The 16690-nt window shown below is 49.9% G+C and carries 13 protein-coding genes and 1 pseudogene; 11 read left to right on the top strand and 3 right to left on the bottom strand.

Annotation, left to right across the window (positions count from 1 at the left end; genetic code table 11):
* Window positions 1–184 precede the first annotated feature (184 nt).
* From MCG98_RS04345 to MCG98_RS04380, 8 genes are all read left to right on the top strand, one after another.
* Window positions 185–796 carry a hypothetical protein gene (locus MCG98_RS04345; RefSeq protein ID WP_240300606.1) on the top strand — a complete coding sequence of 204 codons (612 nt, stop codon included), beginning with the start codon at window positions 185–187 and terminating at the stop codon, window positions 794–796.
* Between the two features lie 131 nt (window positions 797–927).
* Complete coding sequence (locus tag MCG98_RS04350; RefSeq protein ID WP_240300607.1) at window positions 928–2478, top strand: carboxypeptidase-like regulatory domain-containing protein; 1551 nt, start codon at window positions 928–930, stop codon at window positions 2476–2478.
* 2 nt (window positions 2479–2480) lie between these two features.
* The gene (locus MCG98_RS04355) at window positions 2481–3023 is read left to right on the top strand and encodes a hypothetical protein (protein ID WP_240300608.1); all 543 of its coding nucleotides are present in this window, start codon (window positions 2481–2483) and stop codon (window positions 3021–3023) included.
* A 19-nt stretch (window positions 3024–3042) separates the two neighbouring features.
* Window positions 3043–3798, top strand: coding sequence for a hypothetical protein (locus tag MCG98_RS04360; protein WP_240300609.1), 756 nt, complete (start codon window positions 3043–3045; stop codon window positions 3796–3798).
* Window positions 3795–9263, top strand: a complete 5469-nt coding sequence (locus MCG98_RS04365; protein WP_240300610.1) for a leucine-rich repeat domain-containing protein — start codon at window positions 3795–3797, stop codon at window positions 9261–9263. Before MCG98_RS04360 ends, MCG98_RS04365 begins: the two co-directional genes overlap by 4 nt.
* Window positions 9264–9618: 355 nt before the next feature.
* Window positions 9619–9891, top strand: coding sequence for a cysteine-rich small domain-containing protein (locus MCG98_RS04370; RefSeq protein ID WP_240288948.1), 273 nt, complete (start codon window positions 9619–9621; stop codon window positions 9889–9891).
* Window positions 9892–9994: 103 nt separating this feature from the next.
* Window positions 9995–11026 (top strand): LacI family DNA-binding transcriptional regulator, encoded by a 1032-nt coding sequence (locus tag MCG98_RS04375; protein WP_240288947.1) that lies wholly within the window; start codon window positions 9995–9997, stop codon window positions 11024–11026.
* Between the two features lie 160 nt (window positions 11027–11186).
* Window positions 11187–12026 (top strand): sugar phosphate isomerase/epimerase family protein, encoded by an 840-nt coding sequence (locus tag MCG98_RS04380; protein WP_240288946.1) that lies wholly within the window; start codon window positions 11187–11189, stop codon window positions 12024–12026.
* Between the two features lie 116 nt (window positions 12027–12142).
* Here the strand turns inward: MCG98_RS04380 and MCG98_RS04385 are convergent, their stop codons facing one another.
* Both MCG98_RS04385 and MCG98_RS04390 read right to left on the bottom strand, forming a co-directional pair.
* Window positions 12143–12979 (bottom strand): alpha/beta hydrolase, encoded by an 837-nt coding sequence (locus MCG98_RS04385; RefSeq protein WP_240300611.1) that lies wholly within the window; start codon window positions 12977–12979, stop codon window positions 12143–12145.
* A gap of 128 nt (window positions 12980–13107) precedes the next feature.
* Window positions 13108–14007 carry a LysR family transcriptional regulator gene (locus tag MCG98_RS04390; RefSeq protein WP_240300612.1) on the bottom strand — a complete coding sequence of 300 codons (900 nt, stop codon included), beginning with the start codon at window positions 14005–14007 and terminating at the stop codon, window positions 13108–13110.
* Window positions 14008–14127: 120 nt separating this feature from the next.
* Between MCG98_RS04390 and MCG98_RS04395 the strand changes: the two genes are divergently transcribed.
* On the top strand, window positions 14128–14862 hold the full coding sequence (locus tag MCG98_RS04395) for a YoaK family protein (protein ID WP_345891620.1): 735 nt from the start codon (window positions 14128–14130) through the stop codon (window positions 14860–14862).
* 7 nt (window positions 14863–14869) lie between these two features.
* Here MCG98_RS04395 and MCG98_RS04400 read toward each other — a convergent pair.
* Window positions 14870–15151: pseudogene (locus tag MCG98_RS04400) on the bottom strand (M48 family metallopeptidase); the annotation flags it as partial.
* Between the two features lie 142 nt (window positions 15152–15293).
* Here MCG98_RS04400 and MCG98_RS04405 point away from each other — a divergent pair.
* On the top strand, window positions 15294–15761 hold the full coding sequence (locus MCG98_RS04405; RefSeq protein ID WP_240300613.1) for a Fur family transcriptional regulator: 468 nt from the start codon (window positions 15294–15296) through the stop codon (window positions 15759–15761).
* Window positions 15761–16690 (top strand): metal ABC transporter substrate-binding protein, encoded by a 930-nt coding sequence (locus tag MCG98_RS04410; RefSeq protein ID WP_240300614.1) that lies wholly within the window; start codon window positions 15761–15763, stop codon window positions 16688–16690. The genes MCG98_RS04405 and MCG98_RS04410 overlap by 1 nt, the downstream gene beginning before the upstream one ends.

Consider the following 16690-nt stretch of genomic DNA (forward strand, 5'->3'; position numbering starts at 1 on the left):
GCAGTCTATTATGTATGCATTGGCCCAGGCTTCCGGGGCACAGCCGGGGGACAGCGGGCCATACAGAACCGGGTACGAAAGTGTGCCTGGGATATCAAGTGCCACAGGCACACGGGAACCCTGAGCAGGCTCAGCCACTGACGCCGGAGGGTTCTTAACAAGCACAGAAAGAGAGGAATAAGTTATGAAAAAAAGATCTTATGCAGCGCGTTTCGGTGCCATGGCACTGACACTGACCCTGGTGACCGCCTGTCTGCTGGGCGGAACGATGGCCCGGTATGTCACAGAAGTGAGCGGCAGCGCGACGGCTGCGGTTGCCGCCTGGAGCTTTAAGGCGAACGGGAAAGATGGAACAGAAAATTTTATGCTGGATTTAGGGGATACCCGAACAGCATACCAAACAGAGGACATTAAAGATAAGGTTATTGCCCCTGGAACCACTGGGAAATTTGATATTGCGATTGACGGTACCGGAAGTGAGGTGGGGATTGATTACAGTGTAGCGATTGCAGCTGCCGCTGGAACAACACTTCCAGACGACATGGTATTTTCTACAGAGGAAATTACAGCTGATAATGCAGGACAAAAATTAGCTGAATTTAAAATTGATGGTGGAAATATTCCATATAGTGATACTGCTGACGCTATGAAAAAGACCATTGAAGTTTATTGGTCATGGGCGTTTGATGCGGATAATACAAAGGATACAAATGACAACGAATTTGCCAATGAGGACTGGACACTGGAGATCACTGTAACCGGAAAACAGGCAACACCTGAAACACCAACAACCTGACCAGCCATTTATGCCGCCCCCTGTGCCGGGACGGACTCTTTGAGGGCTTTCAGCCCTCGGCAAAGGGGAGTGGAACACCGCGCCTTTTGCCATAGGCTGAAATACCAGCTTCCCGAGAAGGAGGAAACGCCATGGAACATCCAGGCAGTGATTATAGAAAGAGCGATAAAAGACAGAACGGGCGGCGTTTGCTGCCGCTGATTCTTCTTCTGCTCGTTTTGACATTTATTACTTCCAGTATCGTGGGTTTTATCCTGGGACGAAACACGGTCGAGGCGCCTCTTGGGCAGGTCATAGATACTGTACTGCTGTCTCCGGAGGATGAGCCTTTGCAGACAGTTCTCCACCTGTCCGGCAGGGTGATGTATTCTGATGGTTCGCCGGCAGCAGGGCACACACTGGAGCTGCACAGTGATCCGCTGAGAACAGTTTCCGCTGCCAATGGAGGATTTCTCTTTCCAAACGTGACCACAGGAGAGCATACCCTTTCCGTATTGAACAAAGACAGTACGGTGGCGGCACAGCGCAGCATCAGGATTGTCAGTGACAGCGCCGGGGAGGGTGCATCCATTGAACGTCTGGACAACGGTGAATACCTGATTGCGGTCAATGCCGAACTGCGTGTTCTCGAAATTGATATCAACCTGGACGACGGTGAACTGTATATAGATGCCGAAAGGTTTTCGTATGCCACAAGAGACGGGATTGTCATCACACCGGGGGGGACCGCCTCAATCAAAGACGGGGTTGTCGTGACTCCCTGCGGTAATGTACATCTGCCGGACGGAACCATCGTATTTCCGGGCGGTTCCTCAGCAGACCCTACTTATATTGTTCAGAAAGATGACACCGTGCTGGTCGACCAGTCGTTTTCCGCGGGAGGAATTGAAGTTGCTTCTGACGGGACCGTAACTTTGGCGGATGGGACGGTTATCGCCCCCGGCGGTGAGATCCGGATGCCGGACGGAACAGTTAACACACCGGGAGATACAGGTGTGATTATCAAACATCAGACCGTCAGGCCTATTGGCAGTGAGAGCCGGGAACAGCCCGATGTTTCCGTGACCCCGGCCGCTGTGACTCCCCGTCAGACACCCGGAGGGGGGCGGGAAGAGTCTACAGTCACCACTCCCCGGCAGACACCCCAGCCGGAAGTGACAGTGATTCCCACTCCCGGCGCGACAGACAGCGGGGAGGATGACAAGGGAAATAAGGATACCAAAGAGGAGCAGGGAGAGCTTACTATATATGCGGAAAATCGAACGGGAACATTTACCGCATGGGAACAGCTGCGGGTCATCAATCTGTTTTATAATCGCGAAACTAATAAGCAGCAGACGATAGCCCCTGGTTCCAGCGGCTATTATTTGTTCCGGCTGGAAAACAGCAGAGATAAAAAGCTGAACGTCACGCTTGATATTTCCAGGCGGGCGGGCAGCCCTTACCTGCCGCTTCAGTTTACCCTGCGGACGTCAGGACAGATAAAGGGCGGCACTTCCGGTACGCTGGAGAGCAAAGAGAAATTGAAACTGGGTGCTGAAATAGCTGGAAATACCAGTGCAGTTTACCGACTGGACTGGGAATGGCCCTTTGAAGGCAGAGATGAGGCGGACACTTCTGCCGGTGATCAGGGGGGGACATATACGCTGCAACTGAAGATTCATGCGGAGGAGGTGGGCTGATATTGAGAAAACATCTGACAAAAGGGCGGATTATCGCCTATCTGCTCTATCTTGCCATGGCATGTACAGTGTTACTCGGTGTCACCTATGCCCGATACCAGTCAGTCGTCACGGGTACGGGCACTGCCAGGACGGCTGCCATGGAAATGAATACGACGATTGATATGTCGTCGGCACTGCGGGGGCTGAAGCCGGGTGAAACGAAAGAGATTCAATTTGAGGTCAGCAACAAAAAGAATGCGGATGTCAGTGAGGTGGCACAGGATTACACGATCACTATTGTCACAACCGGTAATCTCCCGCTGATATATCAGCTGGCTTCCGCGGGGGATAAAGGAAAGGGAAGTTTTGCAGAAGCTTCAGCCAGCAGTGAGGGGGATTCACAGGTATGGACCGGAGGATTTCTTCCCGCCGCAGAGACGGTGCATCAATACAGGCTGACGGTGATATGGCCCGTGGAAAATGCCGATGAACGTTTTGCCGGCGAGATTGATCTGGTGACACTGACGGTGGATGCAAAGCAGCAGGAACCGGAAAGTATCTGATTGGACAGGAGGCACAGAAATGAACCAACGACATTTGGAAAACGACAGGAAAAAGAGAAGGTTCACGGCACTGGCGGCGTTGGCGGCAGTGCTTCTGCTGACCCTGGTGGGTGCCACTGTTGCACGGTATATTCGCCGGCAGGAACAGAGCGCAGTGGCAGAGCCACAGAATTTTTACTTCACCAGCGATCTGATTAAAGAAAAGGAACAAAACGCAGTTTATGAGATCGACCCGCAGACAGAAACGTTTACAGTTATCTTATACAATCATGCCGATGCCAGGAGAATTACTGCAGAACCACTTTCCTATACTGTTTCCGTGACGGGCGGAACTGCGTCCCCTGTGTCAGGGACGTTAACAGGAGGGGTAAAAGACAGTGTGCAGGTCACCGTGACACCGGATACAAACGCGGAACGTGTCACGGTGACGGCCGCCACAACAAAACCTTATGAAAAGACATTGACGGCCACGTTTACTCCTGCACCCGGAGACCGGTATACAGTGACGGACAGCGGGGGAAACACAGCGGCTGTGCTCACGGTTACGTTGACCGGTACCGATACATCCAAAGGAATTAAACTCAGCCTTCCAGGCGGTGTGATACCGGATGCCACGGATGATCGGGTAACGGCAAATGGCAGTGACTATACGTTCGAATTGCAGGGAAAGGGTGTATATTCTCTCGTGTTGTTAAAATCCGATCCCGGAAAAGACATGACCCGGGGAGATACTGCATTTTCTGATACGATTGATTTAACGGAAAGAAATAAATGATTGGTGAACTGAATGGAGGCGTTGCCATGGGGACAAAGATTCAGTCGAAAAACTATATACCGGGAAGCAGCTGGCGCCGTGTACTGGCAGTGTTGATGACATTCTGCCTTGCACTCGGCTCTGTGTATCCCGGATTTTTGGTTGCGTATGCCGAAGAATATGAGCCGGCTTCCTTTGTGGTGGGTGAAAATGTAACTGCCGTGCTGGAGGATGGGGTGCTGACTGTATCGGGTGAGGGTGAAACAAATGATTTCAGCCCGGATACTGTTCCTTTCCGGGAGCACGCGGGAGAGATTGTCAGGCTTGTCATCGAAGAGGGGGTAACGTATATTGGTGCGTACCTTTTCTATGGGCTGGGACAGCTGTCCGGTGAGCTGGTGCTTCCGCAGAGCATTGCCGGATTTGGGGATTATGCTTTTTCGGGGGACAGCAAAGATCAGGCCCCGTGCTTTACTGCAGTCCGGAACCTGTTTGCACCTGAGGCGGAAACCGATAGTCCGCAGGAGATACGGGATCCTTCCTCTCTGTTTTTTTCAGGGCAGTCAGGCAGCGTGATCTGTTCCGGGAATAACCGGACATTTCTCGACGCGGCAATGGCAGCGGGATATCAGCTGCTTTATGACGCGGCAGAAGTGCAGGGGGAAGAACAGGCACCGGAAGATGCACAGACGGAGGAACAGCAGCTTCCGGATGCGGAACCAATGGAGACAGGTGAAAAACCGGAGATTCAGAAAGAGGGTCCATCTGCTCCGCCGCATCAGAAAGCCGCGGCAGGTACCGGTGAAAACGAAGCGATCTATGTGGATCAGACGAAGGGAGACGACAGCAATGCCGGAACGGAAGAGAATCCTGTCAAGACGGTTGACGGGGCAGCAGAAAAACTGCTGACTTCAGCTGATGGCGGTACGGTAGACAATAACAAAATTATCATTATCGGGACGTATCAGCTGGGAAAAGAGGAAGCTGAGTTTCTTAAGTCAAGACCGGTTCCGGTTACAATTACCGGCGGCATTCTGATTGGAGTAGAAACTAATAGTGACTATGCATTATGGCTGCACGAAGCGTTTCGCCTGGAATCGATTTCTGTACAGCTGTTGAACCATATTTATGGGAATGGTTATGACATTACGATAGGCGACGGGGTATCCAATACAACTTCCGGGTTTTATCTATATGGTTCGGGTCAAAATGCACTGACAGCAGCGGGAGTGGGTGAAATAGCAGTTTACAGCGGCAGCATCACAAGAATCGTCGGGTATGTGAGGAGTAACCCGTCTATTGATGTGGCCGGTCTGTCTGCGCACATTACAATAGGTGGGACAGCTTACGTAGGTACTATCATAGCGGGCAGTGCCAGCGGGGAAATTAAAAACGCAGATGTGACGATTGATATTACAGGAGGAACGGTCGCTCAGAATCTGACTGGAGGTAATCAGGGATATAACAATGGTATATCATCGTATACAGGAAGTACCAGAATCAACATTTCGGGTGGTTATGTGGCAAATCTTCTGGGTGCGGGAACCGGAAGGAGTGTGAGCATCCCCACCTATTGCGGTCAGCTGGATATTAATGTCACAGGCGGAAAAGTAGGGAATATCTATGGCGCTGGTTCTGCAGCGTTTGTTGTCAGCACAGAAGATGTCACTTCCACCGTTAATATCTCAGTGACAGGCGGTGAGGTGGACAATATTTTTGCTGCGGGGAAAGGCGGGGATGCGAGTGTTGGAACCAATACTGCATACCCGTCATATAAGCCTGAAATGCCTCCGGAAAAGTTCGGAAGCCTGACCGGAGAAGCCAACATCACGGTTGGCGGCAATGCTCTGCTTACTGGAAATATCTATGCCAGCGGGGAAGGCTATAAAAGCACGGATACCAAATCGAACGCCTATCTGGAAGGAAAAGCTACCGTCACCGTGGAGGGGAACAGCACGGTAAAAGGAAATATCTATGGCGGCGGAAAGGGCATCAGCGAGAGCGGATATGAGAAGTGTGCAAGGATAACGGAGCAGTCACAGGTCGAGGTACGTGTTGCGGGCGGTACAGTACAGGGCAGTGTCTTTGGGGGCGGTCAGACTGCGGAGACGGAGGGATTTACATCGGTTACAATGTCCGCGGGAAGTGTGCAGGGCAATGTCTACGGAGGAGGAGAAAACGGACTGGTACTTGGAAAGACAACGATCTTTTTAAGCGGCGGAACCGTAACCGGCTCAGTCTATGGAGGCGCACTTGGAATTCCGGGTGAGCGGCTGGTCTACGGCGGCTCCACGGTGAATATGACGGGAGGCTGGGTGAGAGGCAACGTCTACGGCGGCAGTGAGCTGAGCAATGACGGACCGGAAACAGATAAACAGGACGATCTGATATTTGTCAACCTGACAGGGGGCTGGGTGAGCGGTAATGTCTTTGGGGGCGGTTATCAGGGAGTCATTCATGGGTCCACGCATCTGCATATCGGCAGAGATGCTCTGGGCGAATGTGCGTATTACATGGCTCACCAGGAGGAGAAACCGGAACTTACATTTTCTGAACTGACAGTGGACGGTTCGGTTTATGCGGGCGGAGATTATGGAGGCGGAAGCACGGTGGATTATTCTGCCATCACGGTAACCGGGACTTCTCATGTCTATATTGACGGGACAGAGTACGATACAGAAGGCGGAAAGGGTATCGGCATGACGATCTCAGGGGGTGTGTTTGGAAGCGGTGCCTCCTGCGATGCGGGATCTACCCGTCTGGTCACGCTGAAAAATTATGGAAAGCCTGTAAAGGATGAAAACGGCATCATCAGCGGTGCCACCCGTATTCTGAGTGCCATCCAGCGGGCGGACCGCGTACTGTTAAAAAACGCCCACATTCAGCTGGCGGGTGAGTCGGATGTGGCAAACTCCAATCAGACGGCACTCTACTCACTGAATCGTATCGGTGACCACGGAGATCTGGATACTCTGGGGAATCTTGGAAATGGTCTGGTACTCCAGAGCGGAAGTACGGTGATCCTGGATTCAGCAGCCATCGAGACAGCGAATCTGAAAAGTGTAGACCAGGATGGCAATGAAGTGACTCTGACGGAGCTCAGTACGGTCCCGAATACAGTCCTTTTTGGCTCGGGTATCGTGTTCAGGGTTTCCTATACAGATCTGGAAAAAGGGGAAATACATTATGGGGCAGTATGGGGTTATGCTTACATGATGGCGGAAGACCGGGCGGATGCATATGCCTATGCGCGGGCAAAGACAGATACGATAAACTCATCAGATGGGGGATTTTGTGCGCCGGAAGGGACGGAGGAGCTGGCTTACCACAATGTCAGCGAGGAATACCGTTATTGGCAGATCAGGGGAAATGATGCCACCGCCGACCGTTATTCGGTGTTGACTGCCCAGACACTTAAGACTGATGAAAGCGGATATGGAAGCGACGGCTATTCCGTGGCTGCAGGAGCCATCGAGCTGCCTCCGGCTGAAGGGAACAGCTCTTACACCATCCAGAGCATCACGCTCCCTACGGACACGGGATTATCTCTGGTGGAGGCTGCAAAAGACGGTCTGGGCGGATCATGGAAGACTTCCGGGGGCAACAAACCATCAGGAGGCGAAACGGTCGATCTGGCGGGGGAACAACAGAAAATATCCGAAAACCCTCAGACCACATTCGGGTTATTCATGGAGACTGGAGGCAAGGTGATTTCTGCTGCATCTGCGAGTGTGACGGGTGCGAATACTGTCATCGGACAGACAGTGACGGCTGATACGGGTGATGGCGCACCCTCGATATCGTTTTATCTGACTTATCAAAACGATGGAATCACAGTCAGCAGAAGCCTGGGGACAATTGTTATCGTGCTGCAGAACGAAAACGGAGCAAAAATTTCACTGAATGTGGAAATCGTTACGAAGGCAAGCAGACTTGCGGATCAGACGGTGGATCTCTATGCAACGCAGACCGGGAGTTATACCGGCAGGCTGGTCATTCCCTCCGGGGAGAGCCGCAGCCTGCGGTTAACCGGAGTTGAAAAAACTGGAACCGGCCTTACACCTGCAGGGGGCGCACTTACAGGTCATCAGTTTTCTGTGACCATGCAGCCGGTAAAGTCTCAGGGCTGGAAAACATCGGGGCTGATGACGGAGCCGTTCGATCTGGAAGGCTACGGTTCAGCAGTTCCGATCGGAAATACGGACAGCCGGTATCAGGCGCCTGTAGAATTTACACTTAACAACGTATCGGATTTTCAGGCGAAGCCTGATATTGATCAGGTGACACTTACATTTGAGGACGGCACCGGCAGCGCCAGGATCACTCTGAATATACACTGGCAGGAATCGGTGGTATCCGACGTATGTACGATGAGAGGAAGACAATACAATGGCCAAACTTCACAGGGAGAGGTGAACATTTCTCAAAAGAGTGCTGCCACCGCTGTGTTTACGCTGAGCAGTGCAACGACAGCCGGTGATCTTTGGCTGGAGCTTAGAAGGGGTGGGGGGGAAGCAGTGCTTCCTGCCGGAACAAGCCTGACCCTGCTTGGACTTAACGATTTTTATAGTTATAAAACGACGGGGACAGAGACAAAAATCGGGCTGAATGATTTCACAGAAATGTGGAACAGCAGCCGTCCGGCAGGCAATATTGCAAAAGGAACGCAGCTGACCGTAATCATGGACTTTGGCGCTGTAGAAACATTGGCAAACGGCGATTACAGTCTGCGGCTCCGCAACAATACCGGGGCGGATTCCAAGGGGGCTGACTTTACCGTGAACAACAGCGGGGCAAAACTCGCCCTGTCTGTCAGCGACGGACTCTCCAGGGGAGAACATGCGGTTACACTGACAATCGCACCTGATTCGGATACACGTTTTACGGACGGTGCTGTGGCAGTGCTCTCCCCGGAAAACGGCAATGCATTTCCCGTCGGTACAGTTTTTACTTACGGGGATAAGACGTATTACCCGAGCGGAGGTAAAGTTTATGTTCCGCTTGAGGGCAGCGGTGCACATACCGTGTCGATGAATACGGAGTATTCCGCCGGCCTGGAAACTGGTGAATACAGCATTAAGGCAGAACTGTTTCCATGCGGATGGAATGCAGGAAACATTCCCGGGGCTGTCAGGATCTCCTCTGCGGTCTGCCGGGTGACGGATAATCCTGCTTACGGTCTTTTAGTCACCCTGAAAAATAAAGAGCGGGTGGCGCAGGCTGGTCAGGCGCTTCTGTTTACTGCAGAATATGCCGTTCTGGGTACCGGAGCGGATTCGGCTGTGATCGATGTCCGTGTACAGAAGAAGAACGGTGAAGATTATGAGGATGCCGGGTACTGGACGGCAAATGGAAATACGATTCAGACGGGGGATGGAACACAGGAACTGACAGTTACGGTGCCACAGGATTTGGAATCAGGAACCTACAGGCTGTTCTTTGTCCTGGGGGACCAGGAGGTGCCTTATAATATACTGATCAATTAGAAGGGTTCATGGTATCGTGCTGCCGCACCGATGATGAAAATCTTAGAGCTTATAAACTGAGAATTTTTTATGTACACCTGAATCATACCTGTGCTATAATGAAAAACCTAAGGACAATTGAAAAAATGATTTTCTTCTATCCATTGCCATGGAACGCGGAATTGGGTGAAAATCCCGGCGAGTCGGTCACTGTGAAGCCTTTTATAAGGATAAGTCAGACACGCGAGAAGAAAACGGTGCTTCTGCCGGAACCGGAAGCACGCTTCTATGGGACGGCTGTTTTAGCGTTACCATTTTGGATGCGTGTTCTCTTCGGGGGATGCGCTTTTTCTTTTGCCAAAAGGAGGAGTAAAAAATGGCAAAAAAATATTCTTATTATTCACACGAGAAATGCGAGTATTTCCCCTGCCACAACAAGGGGGATCGGGATAATTTCAACTGCCTGTTTTGTTATTGCCCCTTGTATGTACTGGGGGATCGCTGCGGAGGGGATTTTTCTTATCTGCCAAACGGGTACAAGGACTGCAGTAAATGTCTATACCCGCATTTACGGGAAAATTATGAAAAGATCACAGGACGCTACAGTGAAATCCTCTCGGCAATGCAGCACACAAAAGAAATGGGATGAGCAGGCTTATTTTAAAAAGGCCTGGCATTAGAATGAATTAGTTGCTTTTTTTTCTAAAGAAAACTATAATACCTTCATAAAGAAAGGTAAAGGAACGGTAGCGATGAGAATTACGATCAGGCAGATTGCGGAAAAGGCAGGGGTATCCAGAGGGACAGTAGACCGGGTACTGAACAACCGCGGCAAGGTGCGGCCAGAAGTGGAGGAAAAGGTAAGGCAGATCGCAGATGAACTGGGATATCGGCCCAATCTTCTGGGCCGCGCGCTGGGAATGAGCAAAAACAATATTAAGATCGGGGTGATATCGCAGGCGGCGGATACTCCCTTTATAAAGGCTGCACTGAGAGGCGTAGAAGCCGCCACTCTCGAGGTGGAAAATTTTGGGGGGAGTGTGATACAGCAGAAAATTACAGGAATCAGTGCCGAAAAGACTCTGAAGGCAATGGATGATATGCTCAGGCAGGAGGTGAATGCCATCGCGATGATGCCGGTTGAGGATGAGCGGATCAGGGAGCAGATCAATCTGTTTTCCAGGGAATATAAAATACCGATTGTAACATTTAATTCGGATATCGATGGAACTGACAGGATTTGTTTTGTGGGTCAGAACGCAGTCATGTGCGGGAAAACGGCTGCAGCTCTGATGGGAGAGTTTTTCAGAGAAAATGGCGGGAAAATTGCGGTTATCTCTGGATTTGCCTCTAATACATCACTGAGTAACCGTGTGCGCGGTTTTCGTGAAGTCATGAGAAAACAGTTTCCGAAGATTCAGCTGCTGGATACTGTCTACTGTGAAGAAAATGATGAGAAGGCGGAGAAACTGATGGAGGAGATCCTTCGGGAACACCCTGACCTTGGCGGAGTATATATGACATGCTACGGTGAGGTTGGGGTCTGCCAGTGCCTGAAAAAAACTCACAGAGATCAGGATATTGTCATGGTTGCAAGTGACCTGATGGGGAAGAATTATGAACTGCTGAATAAGGGGTTTCTCAATCTGCTGATCGGGCAGGAGGCGGCAGGCCAGGGTTATGAGCCCGTTATGATTCTCTATCGACTGCTCTTCAACGGTGAGCCGCCGAAGCAGGAATACCACTATACAGACATCGTGATCAAAACAAAATATAATATCTAGGACAACAACAGTTGAGGCCCGCCGTAAAAATGCACAAAAAAACAAGCAAAATTTAGAGGCTATTAACTATTGTGTGCCCGAACACATTATGGTATAATGTACTCAACAAATAGATGTGCCCGAACACATGCACTATTTTTCTTAGAAAGGACATGAAAAGATGAAAATTGGATTTAATGAAGCAACTGCACTGAAATGCGAAGGACAGTCTCTGATGGCAGACCTGGAGATGTGTGAAAAATACGGATTTGATTACTTTGAAATCCGCTACGACTGCATCGCAAAATATATTCAGGAAGGCCATACACTGGAAGAGCTGGGAGAGTGGTTTAAAAACCATAACATCAAACCATGGGCTTACAATACACTGGAATTCTTTAACCAGCTGGATCCATTCCAGACTCTGGCCATGGACTGGCACCTTGACTGGATCAAGGAAGTGTGTGAAGCAATCGGGATGAAGATGCTGATCGCTGTTCCGTCCTTCAACGTAGGACTGGACAAGAGCGTAAATGATATCAAAAAAGAAGCAGCAGCGAGACTGCGTTACATCGCTGAGAAAATGGGTCCGGACATCCGCGTATCCCTGGAGTTCTGCGGTGTGCCGACATGTTCGGTCAATCAGTTCCAGACAGCATACGATGTGGTGGAAGAAGCAGGACTTCCCAATGTAGGGGTAACGCTGGATACCTTCCATTTCCATGAAATGGGATCCAGCCTGGAAGCGCTGAAAAAGGCTGATCCGAAGAAGATCTTCGTATACCATCTGAATGACTGTGAAGACCTGCCGATCGGATCCTGCGGCGATGACAAACGTCTGTGGCCGGGTGAGGGTGTTGTGGATCACGAGTCTATCGCAGCTGCACTGAATGAGATCGGATTTGACGGCGTTTGTACGATCGAAGAGTTCCGTCCGGAATACTACGCGATGAATCACGAGGAGAATATCAGGAAAGCGGCTGAAGTGACAAAAGCATTTGTTGCAAAATACTACGCATAACAGCCGGAGCAAATAGCTGATCGCAGGATAGGACCCAGAGAATTGTATAGAGTTTTTTATACCGGGATGCACCGCAAATGTATGACATTTGCGGTGCATTTCTGTACGGGGACTATTTACTGACGGATAGCTTCAAAAAAGAAGTGGTTAAACAGTTCAAGTTCATCGTACATAATGCCGTGCGCGCTGTCCGGCAGGGTGATCAGTGTTGAACCCTGGATGCTTTCATGCTGAATCCGGACAAGGTCACTGGAGACTACGGTGTCTTTTGCGCCGTGTATGATCCAGGTCGGGACATGTACATACCGGAGATCTTCACGGCCGTCTTCGTCACGCAGCGCAATCGCTGACTGGACGGTACCGATACCGGAGGCGCTCATTGCGATATTCTGAAACCAGTCTTTTACGGGGGCAGAATGATCTGAGGCGAACAGCTGATTGTGGCTGAAATCATAGGCGAGCTGCGGCCGGTCGGTCATTGCCTGCTCGATCAGATGGTCAACATAAGATCGAGTCAGTCCGTAGGGAAAACCAGGACGCCTGGTCCAGCTCGGTGCTGCGGCCGCCAGCAAAATCAGTTTTTTGACCCCGTAACCCCGAAACAGACGCATGTACCTTAGAACGACAGCTCCGCCCATGGAAAAGCCGGTCAGGATAAAATGCTGAAGTCCCAGAGCATTTACGACATGATAGATATCGCGCGCCATTTGATCGTAACAGTAGCCGCAGACCGGCGTATCAGAATTTCCAAATCCACGCAGATCCAGCGTGACAACGCGGTAGCCCATACAGACCAGTCGTTCTGTCTGATATTCATAAATCTTATGGGAAAGCGGCCATCCGTGTACAAGAAGAATCGTTCTGGAACAGCGCGGATTATAGTCATAAACTGCAATACGTGTTCCGTCATTTGATGTAACGTTGCGCCGGAATGGCGATGCCTGAGTACGCATATTATTTCCTCGCTTTTCTGACATTTTACGCAGGCAGTATTCCTGATGGCAGTTTGATACTTTCCTGCATGTTATCATATGCAGAAGTGGGATCAAGTGACAGAAAATCATGTGTGTGCAGGCAGATTTTAATGCGGTTTTGTGATCTCAACGTCGGGAAATCCACTGGCAATATCGAGAAGCTCCTGAATAAATGCATTTGTGAGATCGTTTGTCTGCCGGCCGTCTTCCATGACGGCGTAGCACATTCTGGATTCCGGCATATCCTCAATAGGAAATGTTTTAAAGCAGTTTTTCTCCATCAATGCATGAGCGATCGTGGAAGGTACGATCGCCCATGCGTTTCTCAGCCGCAGAAGGTGTGCAAACAGTGACATATTGTCAAGCGATACCCTTACCCGTGCGTTGGTGCCAAACCAGTAATCATGCCACATGAGAAATGCATTGCTCCAGGGAATATAGATCTCATTTTCTGCGCGAAGATCCGATGGGGAGAGTGATTCACCGTAGGGGGCTGTGTCTGAACAGATGAATGTCATGCGTTCTTTAAACAGCGGGACAGTCTGTACTTTGCGGAAAAAGTGAGGGTTTGCGATGAACGCGAGGTCTACCTCATGATTTTCAACTGCACGGTAGGCAGCGTTGGAGCGGAGGGTGACGACGTCGAGGCTGCAGGAGGCATGTCTGTCCAGGAAATTTGCGCATACCTGGGGCATGAAGCAGACATTAAGGCTGTCTACATTCGAGAGACGAAACGTTGTCAGCGGATCCAAGCTGCTGATGTTCTGGGTTTCCTGCCACAGCTGCATCCATTTCTGAGCTACAGGAATAAAACGTCTCCCCGCTTCCGTCAGCGTGGTGCTGCGGACCCCTTTGCGCCGGATGATAAGAGTTGTGCCGAGTTCCTCCTCCAGACGGGACAGACGGTGGCTCAGTGCGGGCTGTGAGGTGTAGAGCTGCTCCGCTGCTTTGGACAGTGATTCGCAGGATGTGATCGTCAAAAATACCTGGATATCCTGATAGTTCATCTTGTACCTCCTATAATATAAATTTTATTTATATTATATGGATAAAATACCGAATTTACAATATTTAATTCCATGATTATAATAAATAAAAAGCAAATGGAAGGGAGCATGAACAGGGTTATGAATCAGAAACTGGAAAAATGGGCACAGTTTATCATGACTTTTATCGGGGGATTTGTGGGAATTTATGCGCTTATGAACCACTGTGATCTTTTTGGATCGGCACAGACTGCCAATATGATTGGAATTGTCACCGGTATGATTGGAAGTAACTTTCGTGAAGTGCTGCTGCGCATACTCGGGCTGGTGATCTATATGGCTGGTCTGATCTGTGCTGCCGTTGTCAGGCATAAGGGGATAAACATTAAATGGTTTAGTCTGGGGGTGGATGCAGTATGTGCTCTCGGAATCGGTTTTCTTCCGGAAAATATCAACCACTTTGTGGCACTGTATCCGCTGTTCTTTATGACGGCGGTTCAGTGGAATGCGTTTCAGGGGGCGGAAGGATATCAGAGCTCCTGTGTGTTTTCCACGAACAATCTGCGCCAGTTTACAGAATCCATAGTGGAATATCTGTATGACAAGGACCGGTCACATCTGGGAAAGACAAAATTTTACGGCGCTGTGCTGCTCGCCTTTCATGCCGGGGCCGGGGCAGGATATCTGACGGGTATCAGCCTGGGAATCAGAGCATCCTGGGTCTGTCTCATTCCACTCCTGACGGCGGCTGTGCTGGTATGGAGGAGTGGTCTGCCGGAGAGAAGATGCTGTCCGGCTCCATTAAAAACAGACGATATCCGTTCTCTTTCAGCCAGTTCTGCCGGTTTTTGTAATCGGGTAAAATGGACTCGATAACGGCATAAAACTTTGCTGAATGGTTCATTTCCCTGAGATGGGCAAGTTCATGAACGATAACGTAATCCATGATCTCTTCCGGTGCGAGCAAAAGGCGCCAGTTGAAATTAAGATTGTGTTTGGAGCTGCAGCTTCCCCATCTTGTTTTTTGCTCTCTGACCGTAATGCGGTTGCAAGTCACACCCATGATGCGGCTGTAATATGATACTTTTTTGCTGAAGATCTGATGGGCCTTCCTGTAAATCATATCTTTTTGTCTGCCATTTTCTAGTCTGTGATAAGTTTTCATTACAGTTTCCTCCGGATATTATGAAAAATATCTTTCATTATAATCGGTATTCCTTGATTTGCAAACCCCTCTGCCGGTATAGATATTGACAGAAGGGTTATAATTTTATATAGTATAGATGCAAATGATTAGCATGTGCATTTTGCTGAAAGGAATTCTCATGTGCGGAAAAAATCACAAAGATAATGAACAGCTGATATGGTCCAATGGTTTTCGAAAGACGAAGCAGAGGGAAGAGGTATGCCGGATCCTGATGGAGGCCGATATGCCGCTGAGCGCGGTACAGATTTATAAAAAAATGGAACAGTACTCACAGCAGGAAGGGCACGCGCTCTCTACCGTATATAGAATTATGGCTGCGCTGGAGGAACGGAGTCTTGTGATGAAAACATTTCTGATAGGTGGAGACGTTGCTTATTACCAGTGGAATCACGGGGAACATGAGCATTATGCTATTTGCCTGAGCTGCCACAGGCGTATTCTGATATCCAAATGCCCATTTGAACAGAATCTTATCCGGCTGAATGAGGAAGGATTCAGTATTACGGGACATAAAATAGAAATCTTCGGTTATTGTAAAACATGCAGTGAGAAAGACAAGGAGTTATAATGAATAAAATAAGAATGTCGGTTTTGACTGTTGCCACTCTCATTCTGTGCCTGACAGGATGTCAGAACAGTGCTGATGAGATCAGACAGGCGAAACAGGAAGGGAAGCTCGCAGTCGTGACGAGTTTCTATCCGATGTATGATTTTGCCGTTAAGATAGGAGGAGAGAAGGCAAGAGTGGTTAATCTGGTCCCGGCGGGGACCGAGCCGCACGACTGGGAACCTGCTCCCGCTGATATCGCAGGCCTCGAACAGGCAGAAATATTTGTCTATAACGGTGCGGGAATGGAACACTGGGTGGAGGATGTGGCGCAGGCGCTTGAAAATGCGGAGCTTATTCAGGTGGAAGCATCGTCGGGCATCACCCTGCTGGAAAGTGATCATTCACATTCGGACGTTGAAAAAGACATGTGCGATCCTCACGTATGGCTGGACCCCATGAATGCCAAAGCCGAGATGAGTAATATTCTGGATGCGTTTACAGCAGCAGATCCCGAAAATGCAGATTACTATAAAAAACGGTATGAGACGTACGCTGCGGGGCTTGACGAACTGGACCGGGAATTTACGGAGGGATTGTCTCAGGTGACAGACCGGAACGTGATCGTGGCTCATGAGGCATTCGGTTATCTCTGCAATGCCTACAGCCTGAATCAGATCGGAATCGAAGGTCTCTCACCGGATTCGGAACCGGATCCGGCGAGAATGGAGGAGATTGTGCGGTTCGCAAAGGAAAACCGCGTACGCACAGTGTTTTTTGAAGAGCTGGTAAGTCCTAAAGTGGCCGACACGATCGCCCGCGAGATTGGAGCTAAAACGCAGGTTTTAAATCCGCTGGAGGGACTCAGCGAAGAGCAGCTGGAGGCGGGGGAAGACTATATGTCCGTTATGAGAAATAATCTCGAAGTGCTGCAAAATGCATTGAGATAG

It is taken from the genome of Ruminococcus sp. OA3 (assembly GCF_022440845.1).
Lineage (GTDB): Bacteria > Bacillota > Clostridia > Lachnospirales > Lachnospiraceae > Ruminococcus_G.

What these genes read in the sequence shown, in the direction of transcription:
- MCG98_RS04360 (WP_240300609.1), top strand. Translation starts at nt 3,043, where the DNA reads ATGAACCAACGACATTTGGAAAACGACAGGAAAAAGAGAAGGTTCACG.
- MCG98_RS04410 (WP_240300614.1), top strand. Translation starts at nt 15,761, where the DNA reads ATGAATAAAATAAGAATGTCGGTTTTGACTGTTGCCACTCTCATTCTG.
- MCG98_RS04395 (WP_345891620.1), top strand. Translation starts at nt 14,128, where the DNA reads ATGAATCAGAAACTGGAAAAATGGGCACAGTTTATCATGACTTTTATC.
- MCG98_RS04370 (WP_240288948.1), top strand. Translation starts at nt 9,619, where the DNA reads ATGGCAAAAAAATATTCTTATTATTCACACGAGAAATGCGAGTATTTC.
- MCG98_RS04375 (WP_240288947.1), top strand. Translation starts at nt 9,995, where the DNA reads ATGAGAATTACGATCAGGCAGATTGCGGAAAAGGCAGGGGTATCCAGA.
- MCG98_RS04385 (WP_240300611.1), bottom strand. Translation starts at nt 12,979, where the DNA reads ATGCGTACTCAGGCATCGCCATTCCGGCGCAACGTTACATCAAATGAC.
- MCG98_RS04390 (WP_240300612.1), bottom strand. Translation starts at nt 14,007, where the DNA reads ATGAACTATCAGGATATCCAGGTATTTTTGACGATCACATCCTGCGAA.
- MCG98_RS04380 (WP_240288946.1), top strand. Translation starts at nt 11,187, where the DNA reads ATGAAAATTGGATTTAATGAAGCAACTGCACTGAAATGCGAAGGACAG.
- MCG98_RS04345 (WP_240300606.1), top strand. Translation starts at nt 185, where the DNA reads ATGAAAAAAAGATCTTATGCAGCGCGTTTCGGTGCCATGGCACTGACA.
- MCG98_RS04365 (WP_240300610.1), top strand. Translation starts at nt 3,795, where the DNA reads ATGATTGGTGAACTGAATGGAGGCGTTGCCATGGGGACAAAGATTCAG.
- MCG98_RS04350 (WP_240300607.1), top strand. Translation starts at nt 928, where the DNA reads ATGGAACATCCAGGCAGTGATTATAGAAAGAGCGATAAAAGACAGAAC.